This is a genomic window from Streptomyces sp. NPDC028305 (genome assembly GCF_055569495.1).
The window spans coordinates 14,350-39,964 of sequence record NZ_JBVHTN010000006.1; the positions used below are offsets into that span (position 1 = coordinate 14,350).

The 25,615-nt window shown below is 68.8% G+C and carries 24 protein-coding genes, 1 tRNA gene and 1 riboswitch; of the genes, 13 read left to right on the plus strand and 12 right to left on the minus strand.

Annotated features, from left to right (window positions below):
• The first annotated feature begins 720 nt into the window (after positions 1 to 720).
• The 5 genes from ACZ4WQ_RS25340 (at position 721) to ACZ4WQ_RS25360 (ending at position 6,656) form a co-directional block, all read left to right on the plus strand.
• On the plus strand, positions 721 to 2,154 hold the full coding sequence (locus tag ACZ4WQ_RS25340; RefSeq protein WP_311729068.1) for an MFS transporter: 1,434 nt from the start codon (positions 721 to 723) through the stop codon (positions 2,152 to 2,154).
• A gap of 252 nt (positions 2,155 to 2,406) precedes the next feature.
• Positions 2,407 to 3,612, plus strand: coding sequence for an L-2-hydroxyglutarate oxidase (gene lhgO, locus ACZ4WQ_RS25345; RefSeq protein ID WP_311729069.1), 1,206 nt, complete (start codon positions 2,407 to 2,409; stop codon positions 3,610 to 3,612).
• A gap of 118 nt (positions 3,613 to 3,730) precedes the next feature.
• The gene (gene trmB / locus ACZ4WQ_RS25350; protein WP_468022428.1) at positions 3,731 to 4,579 is read left to right on the plus strand and encodes a tRNA (guanosine(46)-N7)-methyltransferase TrmB; all 849 of its coding nucleotides are present in this window, start codon (positions 3,731 to 3,733) and stop codon (positions 4,577 to 4,579) included.
• A 63-nt stretch (positions 4,580 to 4,642) separates the two neighbouring features.
• Positions 4,643 to 6,106 carry a PrsW family intramembrane metalloprotease gene (locus ACZ4WQ_RS25355; RefSeq protein WP_468022429.1) on the plus strand — a complete coding sequence of 488 codons (1,464 nt, stop codon included), beginning with the start codon at positions 4,643 to 4,645 and terminating at the stop codon, positions 6,104 to 6,106.
• Positions 6,107 to 6,194: 88 nt separating this feature from the next.
• The gene (locus ACZ4WQ_RS25360) at positions 6,195 to 6,656 is read left to right on the plus strand and encodes a very short patch repair endonuclease (RefSeq protein WP_468022430.1); all 462 of its coding nucleotides are present in this window, start codon (positions 6,195 to 6,197) and stop codon (positions 6,654 to 6,656) included.
• On the opposite strand, the gene ACZ4WQ_RS25365 is transcribed toward ACZ4WQ_RS25360, so the two are convergent.
• The 4 genes from ACZ4WQ_RS25365 to ACZ4WQ_RS25380 form a co-directional block, all read right to left on the minus strand.
• On the minus strand, positions 6,588 to 7,940 hold the full coding sequence (locus tag ACZ4WQ_RS25365; RefSeq protein WP_468022431.1) for a DNA cytosine methyltransferase: 1,353 nt from the start codon (positions 7,938 to 7,940) through the stop codon (positions 6,588 to 6,590). The two genes, ACZ4WQ_RS25360 and ACZ4WQ_RS25365, sit on opposite strands and share 69 nt — an antisense overlap.
• A 130-nt stretch (positions 7,941 to 8,070) precedes the next feature.
• Entirely contained in the window at positions 8,071 to 9,900 is a 1,830-nt protein-coding gene (locus ACZ4WQ_RS25370) for a DEAD/DEAH box helicase (RefSeq protein ID WP_468022432.1), read from the minus strand.
• Positions 9,900 to 11,321 carry a ParB N-terminal domain-containing protein gene (locus tag ACZ4WQ_RS25375; RefSeq protein WP_468022433.1) on the minus strand — a complete coding sequence of 474 codons (1,422 nt, stop codon included), beginning with the start codon at positions 11,319 to 11,321 and terminating at the stop codon, positions 9,900 to 9,902. Before ACZ4WQ_RS25375 ends, ACZ4WQ_RS25370 begins: the two co-directional genes overlap by 1 nt.
• Positions 11,322 to 11,340: 19 nt before the next feature.
• Positions 11,341 to 12,039 carry a hypothetical protein gene (locus ACZ4WQ_RS25380; RefSeq protein ID WP_468022434.1) on the minus strand — a complete coding sequence of 233 codons (699 nt, stop codon included), beginning with the start codon at positions 12,037 to 12,039 and terminating at the stop codon, positions 11,341 to 11,343.
• Between the two features lie 299 nt (positions 12,040 to 12,338).
• On the opposite strand from ACZ4WQ_RS25380, the gene ACZ4WQ_RS25385 reads away from it, so the two are divergent.
• Positions 12,339 to 13,070, plus strand: coding sequence for a hypothetical protein (locus ACZ4WQ_RS25385; RefSeq protein ID WP_468022435.1), 732 nt, complete (start codon positions 12,339 to 12,341; stop codon positions 13,068 to 13,070).
• Positions 13,071 to 13,153: 83 nt separating this feature from the next.
• Here the strand turns inward: ACZ4WQ_RS25385 and ACZ4WQ_RS25390 are convergent, their stop codons facing one another.
• On the minus strand, positions 13,154 to 13,804 hold the full coding sequence (locus ACZ4WQ_RS25390) for an ATP-binding protein (protein WP_468022436.1): 651 nt from the start codon (positions 13,802 to 13,804) through the stop codon (positions 13,154 to 13,156).
• Positions 13,805 to 14,037: 233 nt separating this feature from the next.
• On the opposite strand from ACZ4WQ_RS25390, the gene ACZ4WQ_RS25395 reads away from it, so the two are divergent.
• Complete coding sequence (locus ACZ4WQ_RS25395) at positions 14,038 to 14,850, plus strand: helix-turn-helix domain-containing protein (protein WP_468022437.1); 813 nt, start codon at positions 14,038 to 14,040, stop codon at positions 14,848 to 14,850.
• Positions 14,850 to 15,071: a DUF397 domain-containing protein gene (locus ACZ4WQ_RS25400; RefSeq protein ID WP_398898357.1), complete on the plus strand. Its 222-nt coding sequence runs from the start codon at positions 14,850 to 14,852 to the stop codon at positions 15,069 to 15,071. Before ACZ4WQ_RS25395 ends, ACZ4WQ_RS25400 begins: the two co-directional genes overlap by 1 nt.
• On the opposite strand, the gene ACZ4WQ_RS25405 is transcribed toward ACZ4WQ_RS25400, so the two are convergent.
• Both ACZ4WQ_RS25405 and ACZ4WQ_RS25410 read right to left on the minus strand, forming a co-directional pair.
• Positions 15,057 to 15,428, minus strand: coding sequence for a hypothetical protein (locus ACZ4WQ_RS25405; RefSeq protein ID WP_468022438.1), 372 nt, complete (start codon positions 15,426 to 15,428; stop codon positions 15,057 to 15,059). The genes ACZ4WQ_RS25400 and ACZ4WQ_RS25405 overlap by 15 nt on opposite strands.
• Positions 15,429 to 15,496: 68 nt before the next feature.
• Positions 15,497 to 16,030, minus strand: coding sequence for a P-loop nucleotide/nucleoside kinase family protein (locus ACZ4WQ_RS25410; RefSeq protein ID WP_468022439.1), 534 nt, complete (start codon positions 16,028 to 16,030; stop codon positions 15,497 to 15,499).
• Positions 16,031 to 16,509: 479 nt separating this feature from the next.
• On the opposite strand from ACZ4WQ_RS25410, the gene ACZ4WQ_RS25415 reads away from it, so the two are divergent.
• Positions 16,510 to 16,986, plus strand: a complete 477-nt coding sequence (locus ACZ4WQ_RS25415; RefSeq protein WP_468022440.1) for a hypothetical protein — start codon at positions 16,510 to 16,512, stop codon at positions 16,984 to 16,986.
• A gap of 113 nt (positions 16,987 to 17,099) precedes the next feature.
• On the plus strand, positions 17,100 to 17,423 hold the full coding sequence (locus tag ACZ4WQ_RS25420) for a hypothetical protein (protein ID WP_468022441.1): 324 nt from the start codon (positions 17,100 to 17,102) through the stop codon (positions 17,421 to 17,423).
• Between the two features lie 76 nt (positions 17,424 to 17,499).
• Here ACZ4WQ_RS25420 and ACZ4WQ_RS25425 read toward each other — a convergent pair whose 3' ends face one another.
• The 4 genes from ACZ4WQ_RS25425 to ACZ4WQ_RS25440 all read right to left on the minus strand — a co-directional run bounded on the left by ACZ4WQ_RS25425 (position 17,500) and on the right by ACZ4WQ_RS25440 (position 22,366).
• Positions 17,500 to 18,459 (minus strand): aldo/keto reductase, encoded by a 960-nt coding sequence (locus ACZ4WQ_RS25425; protein WP_468022442.1) that lies wholly within the window; start codon positions 18,457 to 18,459, stop codon positions 17,500 to 17,502.
• A gap of 176 nt (positions 18,460 to 18,635) precedes the next feature.
• Complete coding sequence (locus ACZ4WQ_RS25430; RefSeq protein ID WP_398377349.1) at positions 18,636 to 19,799, minus strand: M23 family metallopeptidase; 1,164 nt, start codon at positions 19,797 to 19,799, stop codon at positions 18,636 to 18,638.
• A gap of 11 nt (positions 19,800 to 19,810) precedes the next feature.
• A riboswitch (cyclic di-AMP (ydaO/yuaA leader) is annotated at positions 19,811 to 19,937 on the minus strand.
• Positions 19,938 to 20,223: 286 nt separating this feature from the next.
• Complete coding sequence (locus ACZ4WQ_RS25435; RefSeq protein WP_468022443.1) at positions 20,224 to 21,471, minus strand: PP2C family protein-serine/threonine phosphatase; 1,248 nt, start codon at positions 21,469 to 21,471, stop codon at positions 20,224 to 20,226.
• Positions 21,472 to 21,586: 115 nt separating this feature from the next.
• Positions 21,587 to 22,366: a DUF6227 family protein gene (locus tag ACZ4WQ_RS25440; protein ID WP_311729091.1), complete on the minus strand. Its 780-nt coding sequence runs from the start codon at positions 22,364 to 22,366 to the stop codon at positions 21,587 to 21,589.
• Positions 22,367 to 22,808: 442 nt separating this feature from the next.
• Here ACZ4WQ_RS25440 and ACZ4WQ_RS25445 point away from each other — a divergent pair, with 442 nt between their 5' ends.
• The 3 genes from ACZ4WQ_RS25445 (at position 22,809) to ACZ4WQ_RS25455 (ending at position 24,693) form a co-directional block, all read left to right on the plus strand.
• Positions 22,809 to 23,270, plus strand: a complete 462-nt coding sequence (locus ACZ4WQ_RS25445; protein WP_358848586.1) for a hypothetical protein — start codon at positions 22,809 to 22,811, stop codon at positions 23,268 to 23,270.
• Between the two features lie 254 nt (positions 23,271 to 23,524).
• Positions 23,525 to 24,061: a hypothetical protein gene (locus tag ACZ4WQ_RS25450; RefSeq protein WP_398377356.1), complete on the plus strand. Its 537-nt coding sequence runs from the start codon at positions 23,525 to 23,527 to the stop codon at positions 24,059 to 24,061.
• A 212-nt stretch (positions 24,062 to 24,273) separates the two neighbouring features.
• The gene (locus ACZ4WQ_RS25455; protein ID WP_398377357.1) at positions 24,274 to 24,693 is read left to right on the plus strand and encodes a hypothetical protein; all 420 of its coding nucleotides are present in this window, start codon (positions 24,274 to 24,276) and stop codon (positions 24,691 to 24,693) included.
• Positions 24,694 to 25,422: 729 nt separating this feature from the next.
• On the opposite strand, the gene ACZ4WQ_RS25460 is transcribed toward ACZ4WQ_RS25455, so the two are convergent.
• Positions 25,423 to 25,495 (minus strand) — tRNA-Lys (locus ACZ4WQ_RS25460).
• Positions 25,496 to 25,615 lie beyond the last annotated feature (120 nt).

Sequence of the window (25,615 nt, forward strand, 5' to 3'; positions counted from 1 at the left end):
CTGCCATGAGTGGGGCGCAAAGGGGCGTACGAGGGCGCGAACAGCAGCTTCCGTTTCACCACGCGGGGCTTCCGGAACCACCGAACACCGTGCGGCCTACGGGACCATGACGCACCGCCGGACCACGGCACGGGCACCCGGATCACGGCACGGGCACCCGGATCACGGCGGGAGGCCCTGACCCTTGACGGGGGCCGCCGCGCCGGACCTCCCCCTCCCCGGCCCGGCACGGGAGCCCGGCCGCGATCAGCGCCACACGAAGCCACGGGGGAACCCGTCGGGCGCTCACTCCCGATGGGCGTTATTCGGCCAAACTTCCGTGGCGCTCTTGATGGGCGTGCGGATGCCCTGAAGTACTCACACGCCGCCGCACCGCTCCTGACGGCACGACAGTCCGGGAGGCGGCATCCGCCTCCCGGACCGCTCCGCCGCCCGCGGGGAATGAGGCGGCGGCGTCCCCCAGCCCACTGGATTCCGTCCAGCGGGCCGACCCACGCAGGACCCATCGAAACGTCCTCGCGAACCCTGAGACAGAGCGCACGGACGGGCGCACAGCCACACACAACAGGAGCACGTACCACGCTCCGCACGCCCGTTCGTACAAGAATCTCGCCATCCGGGACACCACCTCTTAACGGTCGGGATGCGGCGAACTACGCTGGGTTTACGAATGCCCCGTGCCTATGCCGGGGCGGCCGTCCGCGCTGTCGAGGGGTACGCATGACCAGAGAGCCACGCGGGCCGAACGAGAAGCTCGGCACCGTTCTCGCCCTCGCGGGGATCAGCAATGCTGGGCTGGCGCGCAGAGTCAACGACCTCGGAGCCCAGCGTGGCCTGACGCTTCGCTACGACAAGACATCCGTGGCCCGATGGGTCTCGAAGGGCATGGTGCCCCAAGGCGCCGCGCCCCATCTGATTGCGGCCGCGATCGGGAGCAAACTCGGGCGGCCCGTACCACTCCATGAGATCGGGCTCGCCGACGCCGATCCGGCGCCCGAGGTCGGTCTCGCCTTCCCGCGCGACATCGCTCAGGCCGTGCGCTCGGCGACCGAGCTCTACCGGCTGGATCTGGCGGGTCGGCGCGGAGGCGGAGGGATTTGGCAGAGTCTGGCCGGATCCTTCGCGGTCAGCGCATATGCCACCCCGGCGTCACGCTGGCTCATAACCCCGGCCGACCCGTCGGTCGCGCGCGAGCCCAAGGACGCCGAGAGCAGCGCCGGTCTGGACGGTTTAGCGCAGCGCGTCGGCCATAGCGACGTCACCAAGCTGCGCGAGGCCGCCGAGGACGCGCGCCGCTGGGACTCCAAGTACGGCGGCGGCGACTGGCGTTCGTCGATGGTGCCCGAGTGTCTGCGGGTCGACGCGGCGCCGCTGCTGCTCGGCTCGTACAGCGACGAGGTCGGCCGCTCCCTGTTCGGCGCCACCGCCGAACTGACCCGGCTCGCCGGGTGGATGGCCTTCGACACCGGCCAGCAGGAGGCCGCCCAGCGCTACTACATCCAGGCGCTGCGGCTCGCGCGCGCCGCGGCCGACGTCCCCCTGGGCGGCTATGTGCTGGCCTCCATGAGCCTTCAGGCCACCTACAGAGGTTTCGCCGACGATGGCGTGGACCTGGCCCAGGCCGCCGTGGAGCGCAACCGCGGCCTGGCCACCGCCCGCACCATGAGCTTCTTCCGTCTCGTCGAGGCCCGCGCCCAGGCCAAGGCCGGGGACGGGCCGGCCTGCGGCGCGGCGCTGAAGTCCGCCGAGGGCTGGCTCGAGCGGTCCCGGTCGGGCGACCCCGACCCGTCCTGGCTGGACTTCTACTCGCACGAGCGGTTCGCCGCCGACGCCGCCGAGTGCTACCGCGACCTCAGACTGCCGCGCCAGGTGCGGCGGTTCACCGAGCAGGCGCTGGCCAGACCGACCGAGGAGTTCGTCCGCTCCCACGGGCTGCGGCTCGTCGTGTCCGCCGTGGCCGAACTGGAGTCCGGCAATCTGGACGCGGCGTGCGCGGCGGGCGCCCGTGCCGTCGAGGTCGCCAACCGCATCTCGTCGGCGCGCACCACCGAGTACGTACGGGACCTGATGCACCGTCTGGAGGCGTACCGGGACGAGCCGCGCGTGGCCGAACTGCGGGAGCGGGCGCGTCCGCTGCTGATGGCGCCGGCGTGACGGCCGGCGGCCTCGGCTCCGGTTCGGAGTCCGGTCCCTGGGAGCCGCCCTGGGGGCCGCTCTGGGGGCCGCTCTGGGACCGGCCCGGGCCCGGCTCCGGCTCTGGTGGCATGATCACCTGACCCCGGCCGGGCGTCCGGGTGCCCTGTCGCCGAAGACCGGGGTTTCGGATGGTTGTCAGTGGCGCGGGTCATGATAGTTACTCGACGGTCGAGTGAGTGGACTGTGCGTGGTGCGGGGAGGTGATGTGACGTGAAAGCGCTGGACTGCGATGTGCTGGTAGTCGGGGGCGGGATCGTCGGCCTGTCGACGGCGTATGCGATCACGCGCGCCGCGCCCGGCACCCGCGTAACCGTCCTGGAGAAGGAGGCCGGTCCCGCCCGCCACCAGACCGGGCGGAACAGCGGCGTGATCCACAGCGGCATCTACTACCGCCCGGGATCGCTGAAGGCGCGGTTCGCCGCCCAGGGCGCGGCGGAGATGGTCAAGTTCTGCGCCGAGCACGGCATCGCCCATGAGGTGACCGGCAAGCTCATCGTGGCGACGGAGCGGGCGGAGCTGCCCCGGCTGCACGCCCTCGTCCAGCGCGGCCGGGAGAACGGGATCCCGGTGCGCGAGCTCGGCCCCGCCCAGCTCGCGGAGTACGAACCATGGGTGCGCGGCCTGGCCGCCATCCATGTGGGCACGACGGGCATCTGCGACTTCAAGGCCGTGGCGGCCCGGCTGGCCCGCCTCGCGCGCGACGCCGGGGCGTCGGTGCGTTACGGAGCGGCGGTGCGCGCCATCGGGCGGCGCCCCTCGGCGGTCGCGGTCCGTCTGGCCGACGGGTCGGTGCTGCGGGCCCGGGCCCTGGTCAACTGCGCGGGTCTGCACTGCGACCGCGTCGCCCGGCTGGCGGGCGACGACCCGGGCATGCGGATCGTCCCCTTCCGCGGCGAGTACTACGAGCTGGTCCCCTCGCGCGCCTCCCTGGTGCGCGGCCTGGTCTACCCCGTCCCCGACCCGGCGTTCCCCTTCCTCGGCGTCCATCTGACCCGCGGCGTCGACGGCACCGTCCACATCGGGCCCAACGCGGTGCCCGCCCTCGCCCGGGAGGGCTACGCCTGGCACACGGTCCACCCGCGCGAGCTGGCCGGGACGCTGGCGTACCCCGGCTCCTGGCAGATAGCCCGCCGCCACTGGCGTTACGGGGCGGGGGAGCTGCGCCGCTCGCTGTCCAAGCGCGCCTTCACCGACGCCGTCCGCCGGCTGCTCCCGGATGTCACGGCCGACGACCTGATACCGGCCCCGGCGGGCGTGCGCGCCCAGGCGGTGCTGCCCGACGGCACGCTGGTGGACGACTTCCTGATCAAGGAGTCCCCCCGCCTCGTCCATGTGCTCAACGCGCCCTCGCCCGCGGCGACGGCGTCCCTGCCGATCGGCCGGGAGGTCGCGCGGCGCGTGCTGGACCACCTCTGACACCGGACACTGGGCCGCGAGCCCTGGGGCCCGGGCCCCCGGTCCGTCCCGAGCCCCCGATCCCCGGCGCCCCCGCGCCCCGGGGCCGTACCGCCCCGGCCCGTAGAATCGAAGCACTGTGTCCGAGAACAACGCCGCCCAGAGCCACGTCGCCGAGAACCACACCGCCGGGCGCCACACCGCCCCCGAGCCCCGAGCCGAGCGCACGCTGCCGCCCCCGCGCGACCGTCGCTCCGAGCCGATGTTCCCCGGCGGCCCCGTGGCCGACCCCGCCGGCTCGCACCACGAGCGCCGCATCCGCTCCTTCCGCCCCCGCCGCGGCCGGGTGACCCTCGGCCAGGGCGATGCGCTGCGCCGCCTGTGGGGGCAGTGGGGCCTGGACATCGACGGCCTCTCCCGCCTCGACCTCGGCGAGCTGTTCGGCGACCCGGACCTGCCGGTCGTCCTGGAGATCGGCTTCGGCATGGGCGAGGCCACCGCCCAGATGGCGGCCGCCGACCCGGGCACCGGCATACTGGCCGCCGATGTCCACACCCCCGGCCAGGGCAATCTGCTCGCTCTCGCGGAGCGGAAGAACCTTTCCAACATCCGGGTGGCCAACGGCGACGCGATCATCCTGCTGCGCGAGATGCTGGAGCCCGCCTCCCTCTCCGGGCTCCGCGTCTACTTCCCGGACCCCTGGCCCAAGAAGCGGCACCACAAGCGCCGCCTCATCCAGCCCGAGTTCATCGCCCTCGTCGCCACCCGGCTGCGCCCCGGCGCGCTGCTGCACTGCGCGACCGACTGGGAGCCGTACGCCGAGCAGATGCTCGAGGTCCTCACCGCCGACCCGCACTTCGAGAACACCCAGCCCGACGGCGGCTACAGCCCGCGCCCGGACTTCCGCCCGCTGACCAAGTTCGAGGGCCAGGGCCTGGAGAAGGGCCATGTCGTCCACGACCTGATCTTCCGCCACAAGGACACATAGCGCCCTTTAGCGCCTGGGCATAATCCTCCGGTCCGCCTTTCCGTCGTTCGTTAGGGTCGTCAGGTGCACCAGCCCCCGCCCCCGCACCAGCAGCCCGGCCCACCGGCCACGACATACGGACAGCAGCCGTGGACCGACCCCGCGTCCGCGCCGCCGGCCGGAGACTGGCCGTACCCACCGCGCCGCCACTCCTGGGGCGACCGGCTGAGCGCGCTGTGGGACAACAAGTCCCTGCGCGCCACGGCACTGGTCGTTCTGCTCTCCCTCTCCGGGCTGGTCATCCTCGCGCTGGTCCGTGAGCAGACCGGCACCGAGGGCTTCTTGGTGGGCCTGGGCCTGGCCACCCTGCCCGTACCGCTACTCATCGCCGCGTTCCGCTGGATGGACCGCGTCGAACCCGAGCCCGTACGGAACCTGATCTTCGCCTTCGCCTGGGGCGCCTGCGCCGCGACCCTCGTCGCCCTCATCGCGAACGGCTTCGCCACCGAGTGGCTCATGACCACCGTCGCCGACTCCACCCCCTCCGGCCAGGCCGACGCCGACACCTGGGGCGCCACCTTCGTCGCCCCCGTCGTCGAGGAGAGCGCCAAGGCCGCTGCCGTCCTCCTCCTCTTCCTCTTCCGGCGCCGCGACTTCAACGGGATAGTCGACGGCGTCGTCATCGCCGGAATCACCGCCACCGGCTTCGCCTTCACCGAGAACATCCTGTACCTCGGCACGGCCTTCGTCAGCGACCAGGAGTTCGGCTACTCGGGCATCCGCTCCACCACCGCCGCGACCTTCTTCATCCGCGCGGTGATGTCCCCCTTCGCCCACCCCCTCTTCACCGCCGCCACCGGCATCGGCTTCGGCATAGCCGCCGCGGCCGCCCAGCACCAGCGGGCGCGCCGCATCCTGGTCCCCATCGCCGCACTGCTGGGCGCCATGGTCCTGCACGGCCTCTGGAACGGCTCCGCCACCTTCGGCGGCTACGGCTTCCTCGCCGTCTACGCCCTCTTCATGGTTCCCGTCTTCGGCCTGCTGATCTGGCTGGTCATCTGGTCCCGCAACAACCAGCTGCGCACCATACGAGCCCAGCTCCCCGCCTACCAGGCCGCCGGCTGGCTCACCCCGCCCGAGCCCATAGCCCTCTCCTCCATGCGCGCCCGAGGCATCGCCCGCGACCTCGCCCGCCGCGCCCAGGGCCCGGCCGCCGCCCGCGTCGTCGCCGACTACACCGCGACCGCCACCTCACTCGCCTTCCTCCGCCACCGCGCCTACCTCGGCACGGCGGGCCCCGACTTCACCACCCGCGAGCGCGAGCTCCTGGACCGCCTCTGGCAACACCGCGAAACCGCCCAACCGGCCCTCGCCCACGCGGCCCTCTCGGTCCCCCTCCCCCGCCGCCCGCTCCCCGGCCCGCACCCGGGCATGATGCCCCCGCCGTACTGGCACTCCCCCCAGGCCACCTACGCCCCACCGGGCCCCCACGGCTACCCCGCGTGGCCCCCGGCCCAGCAGCCGCCGTACCCGCAGGGGCAGCCGTAAGCAGGACCTGAGGCGGGCTCCCGTCGGGGTGCGGGAGGCACCACACCTAGGTTCGCGTTGGCGACAGGGGGTCTGCGAAGCTGGTCCCATGTCGGACTCCGAGCAATGGTCGCCGCCGCCAGGTTCGTGGGCATCATCCGCTGCACGGCGCCGGAACATGCAGGCGATCAGATCACGCGACACCAAGCCTGAGCGTGTGATCCGTCAGCTTCTCCACGCTCGGGGCCTCAGATATCGCGTGGCCGCGCGCCCACTATCCGACTTGCGCCGCACGGCGGATATCGTCTTCCGCCCGACGCAAGTCGCCGTTTTCATCGATGGCTGCTACTGGCACGGCTGCCCGGAGCATTACGTCTCCCCAAAAACCAACCCTGGATACTGGTCAGGCAAGGTCGCGGGCAACATTGCACGCGACCGCGACACAGACAAGTGCCTCACCGAAGCTGGTTGGCTGGTGCTCCGGTTCTGGGAACATGAGCCGTCAGCGCTTTGCGCCGACAAGATCACCGCTACGGTCCTCGCTCGCCGGACGGGGCTCGGCAAGCGCTGATGCCGGGAATGCGGCCATCTGATGGGCGGTTTCCTCGGCTGTCAGCACAGCCTGATCCTCTTCCATCTCATACCGCTTGAGCAGGCTTTCACGGTCATCCGGCCGCAGCACGGCTGCAATGGCCCGGCCAACCGCTTCCGCGACCGGCGGCGGGAAAGCATTACCCACCTGCCGGTAACGCGCCGTCTTCCCCCCCTGGAACTTCCAGTCGCGAGGAAATCCCTGAATGCGGGCGGCTTGCCCGACGGTCAGCATCGGGCCAGCAGGACGAAACAGATCGCGCTCCGGGTCGCACGCATCCGGGTCGTTCGCGACTCCCGTCGCGTCGACCCCCATCGCCGCCCAGGCTCGCTTGGCCCGGGTCGGCCCCAGGTCGGCACCGCCATGCTTCTTGGACCCTCCCACCAGCGTCGGCGCGACACCGTCGGAAGAGTTCGCCTCAGCCTTCCCGGCAGCCTCCAGCCATGTCTCAAAGACTTGCTGCCCTGTGCGCTCGCCCGACTTGGCCCGCCTGCCCCTCTTGTTCTTGTCCCAGAATTGTTCGCAGCGCTCACGCATGCTGTCTTCCAGTACATCTTTAACGGAAACAACATCTTCGATAAGACGCTTCGGCCACACGAAGGACCTGTCACCCATGAAGTCCTTGTGAATGACAACCAAGATTGCCCTGGGCCGGAGTTGAGGCACACCAAAATCACGGGCCTCCAGTAGCCGCCAAACGCGGCGCATCTCCTTGTCCTGTCGCTCGACGGGCCAATCCTTGTCAATGTCAGGGACGACATACCCCAAGCTGCCCAAGGTCTCCAGAATGCGCCTGCGGTACTCGATGAAAACGTGTGGCGGCTGCAAGATGCCACGCACATTCTCGATCATTACCGCTTTAGGGCGAAGCTCCTCAACGATTCCGAGCATGTCTGGAAACAAATCGCGCTCATCATCCTCACCAAGCCGTTTACCCGCTAGTGAGAACGGCGGGCAAGGCACTCCGCCTGCGAGGAGATCAAGACGGTCATCGCCAAGGTCGAGATTTTTGCGCTGATCCGACCCAAGAAATTCTTTAACATCTTGAGACTTAAGATTCTCGACCTTTTCTTCGTCCCAGCCGTGCCAGCGGCCTACATTGGCCTTGAGGGTCTCGACGGCGTGAGGATCCCACTCAACGAGGGCTAGGTGCCGGAAGCCGGCCTCATGGAGGCCGACGGCTTGGCCACCCGCTCCCGCACAGATCTCAACCGACGTGAGCTGCAGGTCACTTTGCGGGCCACTACCGCCACTGCCGCCCATGGGCAAGATCCTCCTGATGCGACGCAAAATATCTTGCCCAGTCTCGCATGCGTCGGCACCCCGGTGACCATGAGTTGCGCAGCCAAGCTGACCAGACTTGGACCAGCCTGGTCAGCCGGGGGCAACCCCACTAGGAGCGGGGTCGGTTCTGGCTCATGTGCCCTAGAAGGGCCTCGATGTCGCTGGGAGCGAGGCCGGCCGCCACCGAGGGCTCCTCCTGCAGATCGGAGAGCTGCTGCACGGTCGGGTCGTCGAGAATCTTCCCCATGAACTCCAGCTTCTGGTTCAGCCGTGCCTCGACCACCTCGTCGATCGTGTTCCGGGCAGCGAGCACCGTGACCCGGGTGTCCGTGCCGGGAGCCAGCCCCAGGCGATGGATGCGGTCGAGACTCTGCAGGAAGCGTCCTGCCACGAAATCGCGGTCCACGTACACCGCGTCATGGCAGACATGATGAAGACTGATGCCCTCCCCCAGAGTCGCCGGGTTCGAGATCAGCACCATGCACCCGGGATCCTCGCGGAAGCGGCGAAGCTGCTCATCACGGTCAGGGGTCCCGCCATGGACAACCGCCGGACCGTACTTTTCCATCAGCTGAGCCAGCGTAGTGAGGCTCCGCACGAACGTAGTCCAGACCAGCGTCTTCCGCCCACGCTCGGCGTTCTCGGCGATGATCGCCGCGGCCTCCTTGTACTTGGGCGACAGTTCGTAGTCGGGAAGGTTCTGTGTGAGCGTGAACAGCGAGTCACTCTCAGGGATCTCCAGGGGCGGCAGCTGATAGGCCAGCGGCTCGTAGCGGCTCGCCCCTTCGATGAGAAGAGCCGGGCTCGTCGCGGCCATCAGCAATCGCAAGGCCGTCTTCCCTAGCGAGCTGAGATCATCGCGTGCAGCCCCGGCACTCATCCCTCCCACCAGTGAGCTGTAGATCTCGCTGTGCAGATCCGGCATGTCTACATACCGCATGCGCAGCTCCATCGGCGGCAGACCGAGCTCATGCTTGGTCGTCCGGGTGAAGAGCGGTCGCAAGACCGTACTGGCGTGGGCGAGGTCCCCGCCGGCCACTGCCTGCGCCACGGAACGCTGCCCGTGCCCCGGCCAGACGAAGCCCAGGAGGTTCTCCAGATCCTTGGAGCCGTTGGGGGCTGGAGTACCAGTGAGAATCAGCCGCCGCTGAGCGAGAGGGCCGAGTGCCATGCAGGCCGCACCATAGGTACCCCGTACGCCAAGCTTCATCCGGTGCGCCTCGTCGAGGATGATCATTGACGGAGCGGACTTCAGCCATCCCGCCAGTGTCGAGAGAGAGCGGTCCAGGCGCTCGTAGTTGACGATGAGAACCTCGGCCCACTGGTCGAGAGACCGGTCGAAGATGTGTGTCCGCAGCGGATAGCGGAAGCACACAGCGGTCTCGTACTGCCAGGACTCGTATGCCGATTTGGGGCACACGACCAACACCCGGCTGACCTTGCCCTGTGCCTTCTGTGCGGCGTACACGGCCAGCGCCACACGGGTCTTGCCGGCACCGGGAACACTGAAATTCGCCCCATGCTGGAGGGACAGCAGTTTCGCGATGTCGCGCCGCTGGAACTCACTCAACTCAGCCTGCCACTCAGCGCCGAGAAGGCTGTTGACGTCCTCAGCACGGGCTTCGCCCGAGTGCTCGGGGGCCGCGAGCCGCTTCTTGACAACTTCGGCATCCTGGAGAACCCCAACGACCAGGCCTTGCAACTCCGGAGCCCACGCCACGCCGGATGGGTGTGGCCATGTGCTTATCGCGTTCAGTCTTCCCAGCAGGTCATCGAGCTCCACCGACGCCATGAGGGGGCCGAGCTGGCCGCCCGTACGGAAACGGGCGGCCAGCTGGACGAGATCGTCTCGATGCTTCTCGGTGGTTCTCAGAACGACCTTTGTGCGCGTCTCATCGAAGCCGAGGTGCAAGGACGTCTCGACCGCGGCGTCGGTCATCAGGAGATCTCCATAGCCACGGCGTCAATGAGCCACGAGACGCCGTCACCGGGATGTGGCATACCGCGACCTGCCTGCTGAGCAAGCTTGCGAAGACTGTCCCGCAGCTTCAGCACAGCCTCGTCGAACGCCTCCTCGTCCAGAGAACGGGTGGCGCGCGCCTGCACGAGATCGACCACGCACTGGTCGATGTCGGCACAAGCATCAGCCAGACGGGCCGGCGCCATCTGCTTCCGCTTGCGGACGCGAGCGTCACGGCCAGCGGCGTCGATCGCGGCATCAAACGCATTTTTAGCATCGTAGAAGAGAGACTGAGCGCTGCTCTTGTCACTGTCCGGGATCGCCGGATCAGTGCTGAGAGCGGTGGCCTTCGCCCGCAAAATCTGGTCATTGAGCGCCCGGGCCGCGGAGACAGGCGCCGACGCCCCCGGAACCGAGACCCCCAGCCCCGGCACAGCCACTGCCTCTTCCTCAGTGGCCAGGGTGTTCAGACTCTCCGGGAGCGTACGGCCCAGGTACCTGTCCTGGAAGCCCTCCTCGATGTGGCGCACGTCGGTCTTGGCGAAGCCAAGCGTGATCGCTGCCATCCGGACTTCCTTGAGGACTTCGGCCTGGTCAGGATCGGCTGCGGCCAGCTTCTCGTAGGCGCGGTGAAGCTCCTTGAGCTTCTCCTGGTCGTCCTCGAAGTCCACCAGACGCAGCACCACACCACCACCGCTCCGGCTGCGCTCGATCATGTCCTGGATGGTGCTGAGGATCCAGCGCTCCTGGTGGTACGTAGCGGGCCTGATCCGGAACTCCTTCGCAATGGCATCCGGAGTCCGGCCCAGCGCAGCCTGCTCCTCCATGGCGAGCAGACGGTTGATGTACGAGTATTCGCGACGGTGGTCCTTGCGCAGCTGCAGCGACAGCTCGACCGCGTTGATGTCTGCCCAGGTGAACGACTCCGGCAACACCCCTACGCGCATCGACTGTGCACCGATCTCCCGAAGCGCGGCGGCACGGGTGTTGCCGTTCACGAGGATGCCCTGGTGGGTGATCAGTCCGGGGTCGTTCTGGCCGAACTGCTCCAGACTGTCCTTCAGCTTGTCGAAGTCGGGGTCCCTCCGGCTCGGGTCCTTCGGCTCGGCCTGAAGCAGATGCCTCAGGTAATCCTGGCTCTCAACGCTCCAGGGGTCCTTGTCAAGCGCCTCGTCACGCTCAGCGTTGTGGCTGCGCTGGGCACGGATGCGGTGGGTGCTGGGGTTGAAGTACAGTCCGGCGAGCGGCAGATCGATCACTTCCACAGGCACCCGCTGTTCGTTCCATTCGACGGTGACCGTTTCCCGGGTGCCGCCCGAGGTCTTCACCTCCTCCAGCCTCTTCTTGATCAACTCACTGAACTCCGCCGCGCGCGGCGGCGGTGCGAACTCCCGCAGCATGACTTCCTCGTCCCCCCTCTTAGCTTTCTTCGCCGCCGTGTACGGCCTTCTTGACGGCCGCGCGCGACTCCTCAGGCAGCGTCCGGTAAGTCCCCCACAGCTTCTCAAGCGGGCTCACCGTCCGACGATCGGCCTCAATCCAGCCGGCGAAGACCTTCCGCTCCAGCGGCGTCAGGCTCTTCACACCGTCGAACACCGCCCCCAGATCCACCTCGCGATCCGCTCCGCCCGAACCACACCGCTTGCACTCGGTGACGTACTGCACGTCGACGGTGCCGTCCTCCAGCCGGACGCTGCGACGGGCGACGTTCAGCTTCGACTGCTCGATGCCGTCCTCGTAGAGCTCACCTACACCGACCCCACAGTTGCGACAGAGAAAGTTGTCCGCCTGCCACACCTTGTTGCGCTGAGCCGGACTCAGGCTGTTCTCGTGCTTTGCGACCTTTGCCTGGCCAGGAATCCATACCTCAGCGCCCTTGCTGACGTACCTCTGCTCCTCCAGCTTCAAGGCGGGATCATCGCGGTTCGTGTCGATGCGCCATCCGTGCTTGCGAAGGTCCCGCAGCCGCCGATCGATCTGCGATTCGCCCGGGAATGCCTCACGCAGCTGCGCCTTGGTGAAGATGTTGCCTTCTCCGACCTCGGTCTCCAGCCACAAGGCCGCCCGAATCTTGCCCCCGAACTTTTCCTTGTCCTGCCACGACGGCAGCGTCGCCATCCTGAGTCTCCCTTTCAGCCGTACAGGCACGCCTAAGAAACGTCATGACCACGACATGCATACGCGGTCACGGCGTTCCGCCCCCGAACTCCGGCGGTACCTCCATTGAGCACCGGCAGCCGGAAAAGGTCGAGCGAAAACGCATGTTGCACGCGAATACGCAACTAGCCCTGAGGGAGACTTGGTTGACATGACCGGCACACGACCGGCTACAACGACAGCAGGCAGGTGGGGGTCGCATGCGAGCCAGAGCGAAGCTCAGCGATGAGACACCCCCGGGCAGACGCGCGCTCGCCCAGATGGTGAACCAGCTGCTCCAGCATCTGGGAGCCGCAACGCTCAAGGAAGCGGCCAAGCTCATTACTTCGCACGGATACCCGACAGATAAGACCAGATTGTCCCGCTATCGAAGCGGGAAGAACCGCCCGCCGGAAGAATTCCTTGTTGCGCTGTACGCAGTTGCTGTCGAGCGCGCAGGCGGTGAAGGCGCCGTCGGCTTCTCCGTGTACGACGTGCTTGAGGTACGCGCTGCCGCCGAGACGAAACCCTGCAACGTCTGCCCCACGCTCTACCGCAGGATCCGCCGTATCCGGAACAGAAACCGCCGCTTGCTGCGCGACAACCGGCACCTCTTCGGGGCGAAGGCCGGCTTAGAGGAGGAGCTGGCTGACTTCCGCAAGAACATGACACCGCTGCCGGTCCCCCCTCAACGAGGGGACCGGCAGCGTACAGCGCGCGATGTGGCCGCTGCGCGACAACTTGCCGCCATGACTGCGAATCTCGATGCAACGACCTCGCCGGACGCGACGCTGGCCGTACTGCGTCAGTCTGCGGAGGTTCTGACCCCCCTGGAGAGCGCTGCTTCAGTCGCCCTTCTCCGGGGAGAGCACCGTGACGACTTGGCCGACACCCTGATCACGATGTACGGGCGCGACCACCCTGAGAAGGACGTCATCCGCGCCGCCTTGGAGCTTCACGAGTACGGGATGGTCGATGACGCCGGCGCGATGCTGCGTGCAGCCGCAGTCTGAGGTGCCGGCAGGGGCCGCCTTCCCTTTCACATGCATGGGACGTTCGCACTGCATAAGAGGGGATTCAGCATGGGTTGGGATGGCTACCTCACCACCCCTACCTCTGCTTCGAAGTGCAGCTGAGCGCGGTCCAGGGCCGTGTCCGGGTCCTGGCCGTGTGCTCGGAACCAGTGGAGGAGGTCCGCGATCAAGGCGATGGCCGCTTCTTCCGCGATCGCGCGTCCGAGTTGAGGCGAGGTTCCTCCGTGGGACGCCGACCGGCCATAGAGGGTGAGCAGAGCTTCCGCGCGATCGACTTGAGGCCCATCCAGGTGAGCGTCATCCCGGCGTAGCGCCGTGGCGATCTCGCACCAGGTGGTCTTGCCGGCGTCGGTCGGCATCACGCCCCATCGGTCCGTCACCGCTGTGACCAGCGCCAGCCCTCGGCCCGACTCGGACGTGGCCGTCGCACCCAGGAGTGTGGGCAGGGCGCGGCGGTCCGGGTCGTGGATCTCAATGCGCAGGTAGGTGCCATTCATGGAGACGGCCATCGTCGTGGGGGTGCCGGCACCGACGTGGACGATGACGTTCGTGACGAGCTCGCTGACACAGATCAGCGCCGCGTCGATGAGGTCGGGCAGCCCCCAGCGCGTCAGGTGCATCCGCATGCTGCGACGCAGGGCGGGGACTTCACCGGGTTCCGCCAGGAAGGGAAAGTGCCAGGCCTTCCTCGGCATGCAGTCCTCGATGGCCATCTCTCAACTCCTCACGGTCTCGCCGCCTTGCAGCGATCACGTGTTGCGATCGGCTAGTGGCTCTTGGTTACTCCGTGTGAGAGCATGGCACCGCGCATCCCGCTGTGCAATGTGCACGAAGGGATTCGCTCGAATGGGTGACTGACGGGCTCCTGCCCGTCCGACAAGACTGAACATTCGTTGCCACACGAGGAGTTCATGTGCCTGGATCGCCTACTGCCCGACGCCGCCGCTTGGCCATCGAGCTCAAGAAGCTTCGCGAAGAACACCAGCTCACCTGCAACCAGGTGGGCAAGGAGCTGGACTGGAGCGGCTCTAAAGTCAACCGCCTGGAGACCGGACAGGGCCGCGTACAACCGTCCGACATCGATGCCCTCTGCCGTTTTTACGGAACGTCCAACGAGCTCCGCGAACTGCTCAAGGAACTCGCCAAGCAGTCCAAGACGCGCGGGTGGTGGCATGCCTACGGCAACGCCGTGCCCTCATGGTTTTCGGTCTATGTCGGGCTGGAGCAGGCCGCCGCTGGGCTGCGGGCGTACGAGTGCGAGTTCGTGCCTGGCCTGCTTCAGACGGCCGACTACGCACGGGAACTCCACCTCACCACACCTGCCCAGGGCCCCGACGATGTAGAGCGCATGATCACCGTGCGGATGGAGCGGCAGGCCCTCCTCACCAGCGCGACGCCACTCGACCTGTGGGCGATCGTGCACGAAAGCGTGATGCGGCACACCATCGGCACTGCCAAGATCATGCGCGCGCAGCTCGAGCACCTCCTGGACATGGGCCAGTTGAAGAACGTCACGATCCAGGTGCTGCCGTTCGACGCTGGCAGCTACCCCGCCGTCGGCGCGTTTACGATCCTGGGGTTCCCAGATCAGGAGGACCCCGACATGGTGTACCGCGACGGCCTGACAGACGCGGTGTACCTGGAGAGTCCGGAAGAAATCGCTCTCTACGGCAAGTCGTTTGACAATCTACGTGCTCTGTCCTTGAGTCCTCAGCGGTCGAGTGACCTGATCAGACAAGCGGCACAAGGACTCTATTGATGACCGATATATCGCCCCTCCAGTGGCAGAAGAGCAGCTACAGCAACGGGAGCGGAGGAAACTGCGTCGAGATCGCCGGTCTGGCGAGCGGTGGAACTGCCGTACGGGACTCCAAGGATCCGGAGAGGGCCGCGCTCGCGTTCTCGGCTCGCGCCTGGGTGGACTTCGTCGCGGCCGTGCGTCGCGGGCAGGCGGCGGGTGGGGGTCTAACTGGGCTTTGAGGGTGGCGGCTCGTGCAGCAGAGAAGACGCGTAGCCCTCGTCCTCGCCCCATGGGATCTCCACGTCGTCCATCTGTAGCCGCCACTCGGCATCGGGCAGAGCCCGGCGCAGTTCGGTGACGGAGTCGAGCACATGGGCGAGCACCGGCATGAGCCGGTCGGGGTCGAGGGGCATCTTGGTGGATCCGGCCAGGATCTCGCCCGGCTCGCAGCCGTCGTTCTCGTAGAGGTACAGGCTCTCCTCGTCCTCGTACGGGAAGGTCGCCTGGCGGATGGCGGTGATGCGCGCCACCTCGGCTCCCTCGGCTTCGGTCAGCGGCGTCGCTCGGCACGCCTGGTAATAAAGGGATACACCCATGTGCCGAGCGTAGGGGCGGACGAGGCGTACTCCCACGCCGCCGTCCGCGATCACCTGCCTTGAGCAGGTCAGGCATGAAGGAGGGCGGTGACCTCCTTGGCGACGGCGGTGATGTCGAGGGGTCGGCCGGTGTCGATGGTCAGCAGGGGGCCGCCCAGTCGGAGGGGGCCCGGGTAGGTGGCGCGGATCGTCGCGACGCGTTCGGCGACTTGCTCGGGGGTGAGCTGCGGGTCGAGGTGGCCAGGGTGGCGAGTCCGTCGCTGGAAACGTTCGGCGGCGAGTGCCGGGTCGCAGTCGCAGAAGATCTCGATCAGGCGGGCATTGAGCCGACGCAGCCGTTCGGGTGCGGTGTCGTGGTGCCACCAGTTGTCGAGGACGGCGTGTTGGGCCCGGGCGGCGATGGTGAAGAGGATGTCGTCGCTTGCGCGGCTGAGTTGGTGGCGCCATGTGCGGCCACCGGTGCCGAGAGAATCGAAGAGGGTCTCCAGGATGGCGTCCTTGTCGATGACTGGCCATCCCAGGTGGTCGCCGAGGCCGTGGGACAGGGTGCTCTTCCCGCTGGCCGGCAGGCCGGAGATGATCACGAAGGCGTTGTCGGTCACGATGTCAGTGTCGTGTGGCCTCATGAGAACCACACGAGGGGGAGGGCCGCGCGATGTGGCAGGTGAAGGACCTGATCGACATGACGCTCGTCGATGAGGACGGCGAGGACACCGAAGACTTCAGGTAGGAGATTCACGGCGCCACCGCCGCTGTGGCCTTCGTCGAGGGGCTGGTGGAGCGGGAGGTGGATGTGGAGGCGGGCGGGATGGTCACCTTCGAGTTCCGGGGATTCCGCTCTCGTGGACTCAGCGGCTGCAGGAGTTCGGGAATGAGCGGCGGGCTTGGGATGACGAGGGGAACATCGTCGAGATGTTCATCCAGCACGAGGGTTACGTGGATTGGGTGGGGGGCGCTTGACGCCGGGGTGCGGGCCGCCGCCCGTTGACCGCCATGCGGGGCAGGGGGTCGTGTCGGTCCGGTGGGGTTTCGGCGGGGGTCGGCATCGTGGTGGCACCTGGGAGATGAGGAGGAGGCCGCCATGAGGACACTGACGCGTTGGGCCGCAGCTGTGGTGACCGGGGCGGTGGTCGCGGTGTCGGCCGCCGTCTGCGGGTCCGCGGTGGCGGTCGGTGAAGGGGGGCGGGAGGAGGCGCGGGGCCGCCGGTTCGAGGTGCGTATGCACAACGCTTCGGGGTGTCGGCTGGTGCGCACCGACTACGGGCTGACGGCGGGGAAATTCGTCAAGCGGCCCTCGGCGACCCTGGGCAAGGGGCAGGACGGCGGGTTCAGGGCGCGGTCCCGGGCGGGGTCGCTCCGGGGGGTCGCGGGCAGTGTCGAGTACACGGCGAAGAACTGCGACGCGAGCTGGCGCAATGGGCACGCGACCCGGCTGACCTTCGGCGTTCCGTACAGCGGGATGAACAGCTTCAGCACGGACGGCGGCGGGGCGTTCGGCACCAGGCTGTCCGGGGGGAGCGGGCCGCGCGCCGTGCTCAGTTGGCGCGTGGGGAGGTAGTGGCCCGGAGCTGTTGCGGAGTCGGTGCTTGATCATGACCTCGTCGGCGCGTACGGCCGCCGCGCCGGGCATAGGGTCGAGGCACTGGACCCTCACAGTGGAGGTAAGAGGTCATGGCCGGAATTCCGGCAGGTGTGGTGGCCGCGGGCGGGCTCGTCGGCGGGTACGGGGTCGCGCGCTGGACCAAGAAGCGGCAGCTGGGTGGGGTGGCCCTGGCGGCGGCCGGGGTGGTGGCCGCGCGTGGGTGGCGGCAGAAGGCGGGGACCGGGACGGCCGCGGCGCTGAGCGGGCTGTACGTGGCGGCCTTCGCCGGGTCGCATCCGCTGGCCAAGAAGCTGGGTGCCTGGCCGTCCGTCCTCACCGTGGCCGGCGGGGTCGCCGCCGCGTCCTGGGCCGCCGCCGATCGGCGGAGTGCCGGGGCGGCCGCCCCGGCCTGAGGGGCGTGATGAGCTTCTGTGCGGCGGGGAGGCGTCAGGGCCTCCCCGCCGTTTGTGCTCTGCGGAAGCCGCGGCCTTACTCCGACGCCGACGTCAGCAGCGCCAGCTCCTCCGCCGTCAGCTTCAGCTCCGCCACCGCCAGCAGCGCCGGCAGCTGGTCCACCGTACGCGCGCTCGCGATCGGGGCCACGACCGTCGGCTGGGCCGCGAGCCAGGCCAGGGCGACCGTCGCGTGCTGGGCGCCGTGGTTGGCCGCCACGTCGTCGAGGGCGGCGAGGACCTTCTGGCCGCGCTCGGTGTCCAGGTACTTGGCCGCGCCCTCGGCCCGGGCGCTGTCGACCCTGGCGCCGGGGCGGTACTTGCCGGTGAGGAAGCCGGACGCGAGGGCGTAGTACGGGACGGTCGCCACGCCGTGGCGGGCGGCGACATCGGCGAGCGGGCCCTCGAAGGTGTCGCGGGAGACCAGGTTGTAGTGCGGCTGGAGGGCCACGTAGCGGGCCAGGCCCTCCTTCGCCGAGAAGTCCAGGGACGCCTCGAGTCGCTCGGCGGAGATGTTGGAGGCCGCGATCTGGCGGACCTTGCCCGCCTTCACCAGCTCGTCCAGCGTGGAGATGATCTCCTCCACCGGCACCGAGGTGTCGTCGTAGTGCGTGTAGTAAAGGTCGATGTAGTCGGTGCGCAGACGCTTCAGGGACTCGTCGACGCCCGTCTTGATCGCCGCGGCGGACAGGCCGCGGGGGGTCGGGACACCGGCCCCGACCTTGGTCGCGAGGACGATGTCGGCGCGGTTGCCGCGGGAGGCGAACCAGTTGCCGAGGATGGTCTCGGACTCCCCGCCCGAGTTGCCCGGCACCCACGCGGAGTAGACGTCCGCGGTGTCGATGAAGTTGCCGCCCGCCGCCACGTAGGCGTCGAGCACGGCGAAGGACTCGGCCTCGTCCGCCGTCCAGCCGAAGACGTTCCCGCCGAGTGACAGAGGGAACACGGACAGGTCCCCGAGCTGCTTGCGGTTGTCGGTCTGCTTGTTGTCAGCCATGCGTTATTTCAGCGCGGTGGCGGAAGGGCGTATTCCCATCCCTGAGCGGGTTCACCCTCGCGAAAAAAACCGGCGACCTTGGCGTCAAGGGGGGAGAGAGCGCCAAGGCCGCCGGGGTGCGGGGGCCGGACCGGTCGGACCGGTCTATAGGGCCTGCGGGGACGGGAGCGCGGCGGTCACGGGGTCAGGCCGTGGTCGCGGAGCCAGGGCATCGGGTTGATCGGGCTGCCGCCGCCCGGGCGGACCTCCAGGTGGAGGTGCGGGCCGGTCACGTTGCCCGTGGCGCCGACGCGGCCGATGACCTCGCCCGTCGTCACCGAGCCCGACGTACGGACCATCGACGACAGGTGGCAGTACCAGATCTCGGTGCCGTCGTTCAGCTTGAGCACGATGCGGTAGCCGTACGAACCGGCCCACCCGGCCGAGGTGATGGTGCCGCCGTGGACCGCCTTGACCGGGGTGCCGGTCGGGGCGGCGAAATCCTGGCCGGTGTGGTCGGCCGACCACATGTCGCCGGCCTGGCCGAACGACGCGGTCAGGGTGTACGAGGCGACGGGCAGGGTGTACTGGGCGGCGAGCTTGGCCAGGCGCTCGGCCTCGGCCTTCTTCCTGGCCGCCTCCTCCGCCTTCCGCTTGGCCTCCGCCTCGGCGGCCTTCTTCTTGGCCTCGGCCTCGGCCTTGCGCTTCGCCTCCGCGTCGGAGGCCTTCTTGGCAGCGGTGGCGGCCTTCTCGGCGGCCTGCTTGGCGGCGGCGTCGGCCGCGGCGTCGCGCTGCGACTCGTCGGCGGCGTTCTGCTGGTTCTCGGCCTGCTGGAGGATGCGGGCGCGCAGTGCCTCGCCCGCGTCGGTGGCGCCGTTCTCCTCGTCCTCGGAGGTCAGGCCGGCCGTGGAGAGGGGGGTGGCGGTGGTGGAGCCGTCGGAGTCGGAACCGGAGTCGGAGAACAGCGCGCCGATGCCGGGCAGGTCCTTGGCGTCGGGGAGGGCGTCCTGCACCTGACCGGCGACGTGCGCCAGGTCCGGCATGGATATGGGGGCCTTGGGGCGGTCCTTGGCGGTCGCCATCCCGCCGGCGCCGACCGCCGCGATCACGCCGACGCCGAGGACGGCGCCGCTGCGGGCCATGGTGCCGCCGCGCTGCTTGGGGACGCGGTGCTTGCCGCGTACGGGGGCTATGGACTCCTCGGTGGGATTCCACTCCTCCCAGGTCTCGGTGTCCTGGTCGGCCCCCGCCTTGGCGGCCGGTTCGAACCAGGAGCCGTAGCGGACCGCGGTCCCGGTACCGGTGTCGACACCGGACCGGCGGGTCGGAGCTTCTTCAAGGGCAGACCTGTTGGACGCCACGCGGGCGCACTCCTTTCCTTCCCTCTCGCCTACCGGGTTAGCTGACGGGTTCGGAGCAGGAAGGTCTCCTACGGGTCAGGTTCGACCCGATTCACCCCAAGGTTGGTGGTTCCCCGGTTCCCTTGGTGTTGCTGTTGTCGCTCTGCTGCTGGGTGCTGCCGTGCGTGCGGGATTCGGCGACGGCGCGCGGTGCCGCCTCTTGCGGCGGTTGTGACGACCGCGCTGCGTTATCGAACGTTAATAGAAGGCGTGACCTGATTCCAAGCCGTTCCCGGGAATCAGAGGAACCTTTGAGGTGAACTTAACGCCGAACATGGGACAGATGAGGGCGAGTCGGCGGCTGTCCAAGCGCACCCGGAAACGCCCTCGACCTGATCGTGCGTCAATCGTTATCCGTAATGATCATGGTCCGCTACGGAGCGTGTTAAGGCGCGGTGCCGGGCGTCACCGGGGAGCGGCGCAGCGCCAGCAGCGCCATGTCGTCCGCGGTCCCGCCGCCCGTGTGCCGCTCCACGTCCGCGACCAACGCGTCGAGCAACTCCACCGGTCCGGTGAAGCCGAGGCCGCGCAGCCGGACCGCCGGGTCGTAGAACACGCCCCGCTCGTCGCGCGCCTCGCTCACGCCGTCGGTGAACAGCAGCAGGGTCACCCCTTCGGCGAACGGCAGCTCCTCCACCCGGTCCGGCCACGCCCCCAGGTCGCCCATCCCCAGCGGCAGCGCCGGTACTTCGGGCTCGGGGCTGCACACCGAGCCGTCGGCGTGCAGCAGGAGAGGCGCCGGGTGGCCGCGGTTGATGAGGCGGAGGAGGGAGTCGCCGCGGGGGATCTCGGCGAGCACCGCCGTGATGAACCCCTCGGACTGTTCGATGTCGCCCCGCCGGGCCCGCTCCCGCTGCAACGCCCGCTCCAGGCGCAGCGCGAGCCCCTCCAGCGTCGCCTCCTGCTCGGCGGCCTCCCGGAAGGCGCCGATGGTGATCGCGACCACCTCGACCGCCCCCAGCCCCTTGCCCCGTACGTCGCCGATGAGCATCCGTACGCCGTGCGGGGTGTCCTGCACGGCGTAGAGGTCGCCGCCGATCGCGGCATCGCGCTCCGCGGCCACGTAGCGGGCCGCGACGTCCAGGCCGGCGAGGCGGGCGGGCGGCGCGGGCAGGACGGCGCGCTGGGCCGCCTCCGCGATGCCGCGCGCCGAGGCCAGCCGCCGGCCGCCGCGGTGGATGACGTGGTTGGTGAGGAGGGCCAGCAGGGCGACCGTCACGACGGTGGCGACCTCGGTGGCCGCCTGGGCCCAGTCCCCGACGCCGTGGAACTCGGCCAGCAGGCAGGCGGCGGCGACCGCTACGGCCGCGGTGACGGCCGTCAGCCGCGGCGAGTAGAACGGAGCGGCGACGAGCGGGGCGGCGGCGAGGAAGGGGGCGGCCGTGTACTGGGGCGGGGTGCCGAGGTCGAAGGCGATCCCGCCCGCGATCAGGATGCCGGGGAGCCAGGGCGCGAAGCGGCGGCCTGCGGCGCCCCCGGGCGCCTCGTCGCCCGCGCGGGGCCCGTCCGCGCGCGGTTCCCCGCGCCCGGGTGCGCGCGGTCGCGTACGCGGTCTCGTACGCCGCCTTGTACGCGGTCCCTTGAGCGGGCTCGTACGGGCGCCCGTACGAGCCCTGCTCCCTCGCACCCGCACCGGTCGCTCTCGCTTTCCCCTGGTCCTCTGCTCCTCTTACGCCACCCCACCAGGCTCCGGGTCGGCGGGGCGGCGTGCGAGTCGGTGTCGGCCAGGTGGGTGCGCGCGGGAGAAGTCAGAGGTCAACGCCGAGCGCCCGGGCGTGGCGGTCCGCCGCCAGCTCGGCGGAGACCTCGTCGAGATACACCTCGCACACCAGCCGCCCGTCGGCGGTCAGGTTGTGCTCCAGCTCCCACAGCACGATCTCGTCCCCGCCGGCCAGGAGGAACGCGTGCTCGTAGAAGCGGCACCAGGTGGCGTCGGGGCCGCCGGAGCGGCGGCGCGGCTTCGGGGCCAGAGCGATGTCATGGGCGAACGCCGTGGAGAGCAGTTGCTCGGTGGCCGCTCCGGGGCGGTCGGGGTTCTCCGCGCGGCGCAGGACGCGGCGGGCGTGGTCGGCCGAGTTGTCGGCCACGTACGCGCGCGGGGTCTCCACCGGCGCGACCGCGTGCAGCAGTTGCTCGGGCAGCCAAAGCGGTAACCCCTCCAGCTCGTCCCAGCGGGCGCCGCCGATCCGCTCGTGCACCCGGCGCTCGGCCAGGGCCAGGGCGTCCTCGTCGGCGTAGAGCTCGAAGAGGGGACGGTGGTCCTGGCCGGTGTTGTGCTCCAGCTCCCACAGCAGCAGGCTGCTGCCGTCGGGGAGCAGGAAGATATGGCGGTAGGTGCTGTAGCCGAGCGGGCCGGAGGGCTCGTTGCACTGCCGGCAGGAACGCAGCTCGGACTGGTGCATCAGGGCGTCGCGGGCCCGGCCCAGCACCGCCTCGTCGATCTCGAAGCCGTTCTGCGCGCGGGCGAGCAGCCCGTCCAGATGCTCGGCGGGCCCGCCGCCACCCGCGCCCGCTCGTGAGTGCCCCATGTCTGTCTCCTCCCGCCTCCCGGCCGTCCGCTCGCCGTCCCCCCGGCGACTTCCTCGCGCACTTACCGTAGCGGCGCGAACACAGGACGCGCGTGCGGTTCGGGCGAAGCCGTCTGTGGGCCGTACCTCACTCAGTCCTGCGTCGGGATGCTCGGATATATCACTCGTTCGGCCCGTCGAACAACCCGGACGGGGGGATTCCGCTACCGGACGGGGTTGACGAGGCCTTTTTCGCATTTCGCATAAAGGACTTCACCCCCACCTCTCACCTGTGCTCCGACCGGCCCATTTCTTTCACTGAAGCCGCAAGGCGAGCGAGGCAAAGGAGGGACTAATTATGCCGGACGAGTGAAGGTGAAAGCCAGCCCGAAGCTTTTGCAGATTTACTTCGTTGACGTCGATGTCCGCGATTCCGCGGCAGACACCCACCGGGAGGAATTAAGTGAACATCGTAAAGAAGGCAGCTCTCCTGGCTGCGGCCGCAGGCACGATCGTGCTCGTCGGCGCCGGCGGCGCGTCCGCTTACGGCGGCGGCGGTGGCGGTATTGGCGGCGTCCAGGTCAATGACTGTGACGCCTCCAGCGGCCTCATCCTCGACCTCGCCATCGCCTCGCCGACGGGCGACAACGAGATCGGCAGCGCCTGCACCAACATCAACAAGGGCGGCGTCGCCTTCCAGGAGAACGACTGTGACGCCAGCAGCGGCGTGATCGCGGGCGTCGCCGGTCTCGGCGCCACCGGCGACAACAAGATCGGCAGCAGCTGCACCAACATCTCCGAGCCCAGGGCCGTCGTTGTCAAGGAGCGTGGTGAGGAGCGCGGCGAGGAGCGTGGTGAGGAGCGCCGCGAGGAGCGCCGCGACGAGAAGTCCGGCCACGAGCGCCGTGGTGGCTACGGCGGCTGATTCCATGCCCCGCTCACTGTGTTCTCCCCGATGAGGAAAACAGGGTGAACACACCTCTGGCTTACATCGCGGCCCCGGACACCACTTCGTCCGGGGCCGCCTTGGCGTTGCGAGAGGAAATCGGCCAGCGCAGACTGACGATGTCTCTAATGCGCCGGACGGGTATAGGTGCGGCGGCCCGGAGACCCATCGCCGACCGCTCCTCGTTGGTCACATGTTCGCGGATAACCGTCGAGAACCCATTTGGAGGCTCTATGCACAGGCGCAAGAGGACCGCGCTGCTTCTGGCCGCGGTCGGTGCGCTGGCCGTCGGCGGCGCGGGCACCGCCGACGCCACCGAAAACGGCTCGGGCGCCCATCCCTCGTCCGGCGGGGGCGGCAGCCAGAAAAACCGCTGCGACACCAATTCCGTACTCGGGCCCATCTCGATCGTCGGTCTGGCTCCGACGGGAGACCTCTCGACCGAGACCAACTGCGTCAACCGCAGCGAGTCGGGGGTGCTGGAGCAGAGCAACCGGTGCCGGACCAACTCCGCCATCGGACCCATCACCATCAACCTGGGTCTCGCGGGGTCGTCCGATATCACCAGGCGGACCAACTGCATCAACATCAGCAAGAACGGCGGAGTGCTGAAGCAGAGCAACAAGTGCGACACCAACTCCGCCATCGGGCCCATCACGATCTCGCCGCTGGCTCCCGGGCCGAAGGTCTCGGACGAGACCCACTGCGCCAACATCTCCGGAGACGGAGACGGGAACGGCAAGCGTAAGAACGGGAGCCGTTCCGGATGAAGAGTTCCTGACGGCCTCGCGCAACGGCCCCCGGCGGACAACTCCCGCCGGGGGCCGCGTTTATATGGGCGGGCCATGCGGGAGAAGCTGCGAAGATATCCTTACTGCGGCGGACGGGTGAAGCTGCGACCGGCCCCGGATCCTTCGCCAAATGCCTTCGTTGTTAAGGCGTCTGCGGAATTCGCGGAGAACCTAAATGGAGGCACCAACCAATGCAGATTGGCAAGAAGGCCGCTCTCATGGCCGCTGCGGCCGGCGCGATGGTCATCGGCACCACGGGGGCCGCGAGCGCTCACGGCTTCGGATCCCTGCTCGGCTCGCACGGCGGCATTCAGAGCAACTCGTGTGACACCAGCACCGGTATCACCGCCAACGTCGGAATCCTTGCGCCGACCGGTGACCAGGAGATCGGCTCCGACTGCGTCAACGCCAGCAACAACGGTGCCGCGATCCAGGCCAACGACTGCGACACCCGCACCGGTATCACCGCCAACGTCGCCGGCGTGGCCCCGACGGGCGACCAGGAGATCGGCAGCAAGTGCGCCAACATCGCGGTCCAGCAGGAGGAGCGCGAGCACGAGAACCGCAAGCACAAGAAGAACAAGAAGAACCACCGCGGCCACGGCTACTGATGCGGTAGCGGGTGCCGCGGGATCCGCCCAGGCGGGACCCGCGGCACCGTCCTCCCGGTCGAACGGGCGCTGCCCCGGAAGGAATTCCTTCCGGGGCAGCGCCCGTTCGGTGTCCGGGGTATTGCCGGTCACGGTGCTCCCCTGCGGCGTCGCAGTTCCGCCGACCACGAAAATACCGCCGCCCTGGCCGCCGTTGACCTATTCGCGGTCATCTGGTCGACTACGGTGACGGATTGCACAAACGGCCGGCCGGCGAAGTCGGCGATACCGCCGCCCTGGCTTCCGGATGCATTTCCGCTGATGGAACCGGAATTCATTGCGATATTCGCGCCATTGACGGTGATCCCGCCGCCGCCCTCGAAGTTAACGGCGCGATTACCGGCGACTTCCGCCGACGACAGTGTTGTTGGTCACTTGGCCTGACATTGCTCACGGTATTCGCGTCGAGAATGCCGCCAACGTCGATCCCCGTGCTCACCGGCAGTCAGTGGAGCCCGTCGGGCCCGACGGGCCCGTTCGTGCCGGGACACCGCGGGACCGGTGAGGGTGTGGACACGGCTCGGCGCGAGCCGGCTCCCTCCCGACCCGTGCGCCGGCCGTCGCCGAGCGCGCCGATCAGCCTGAGCGGAGCGCCGCGGGGCGGCATCCGTTCGGGCGCAGGCGGGCGGCACCATGTGCCTAGAACGACGAAAACCGCAGGTCAGCGGTGCACACCTGCGGTTCGCCACGTGGGTCATCAGGGGCTCGAACCCTGAACCAATGGATTAAAAGTCCACTGCTCTGCCAATTGAGCTAATGACCCGCACCCCCGCAGCATAGCTCGGCCGGGGGCGAAGACCCGAGCCAATACCCCACGGGGTCGAAAGGCCGTGCAACAACAGGGCGTTGCACGGCCCCCCGGCAGGCCGTCCGGCCGGCCTCT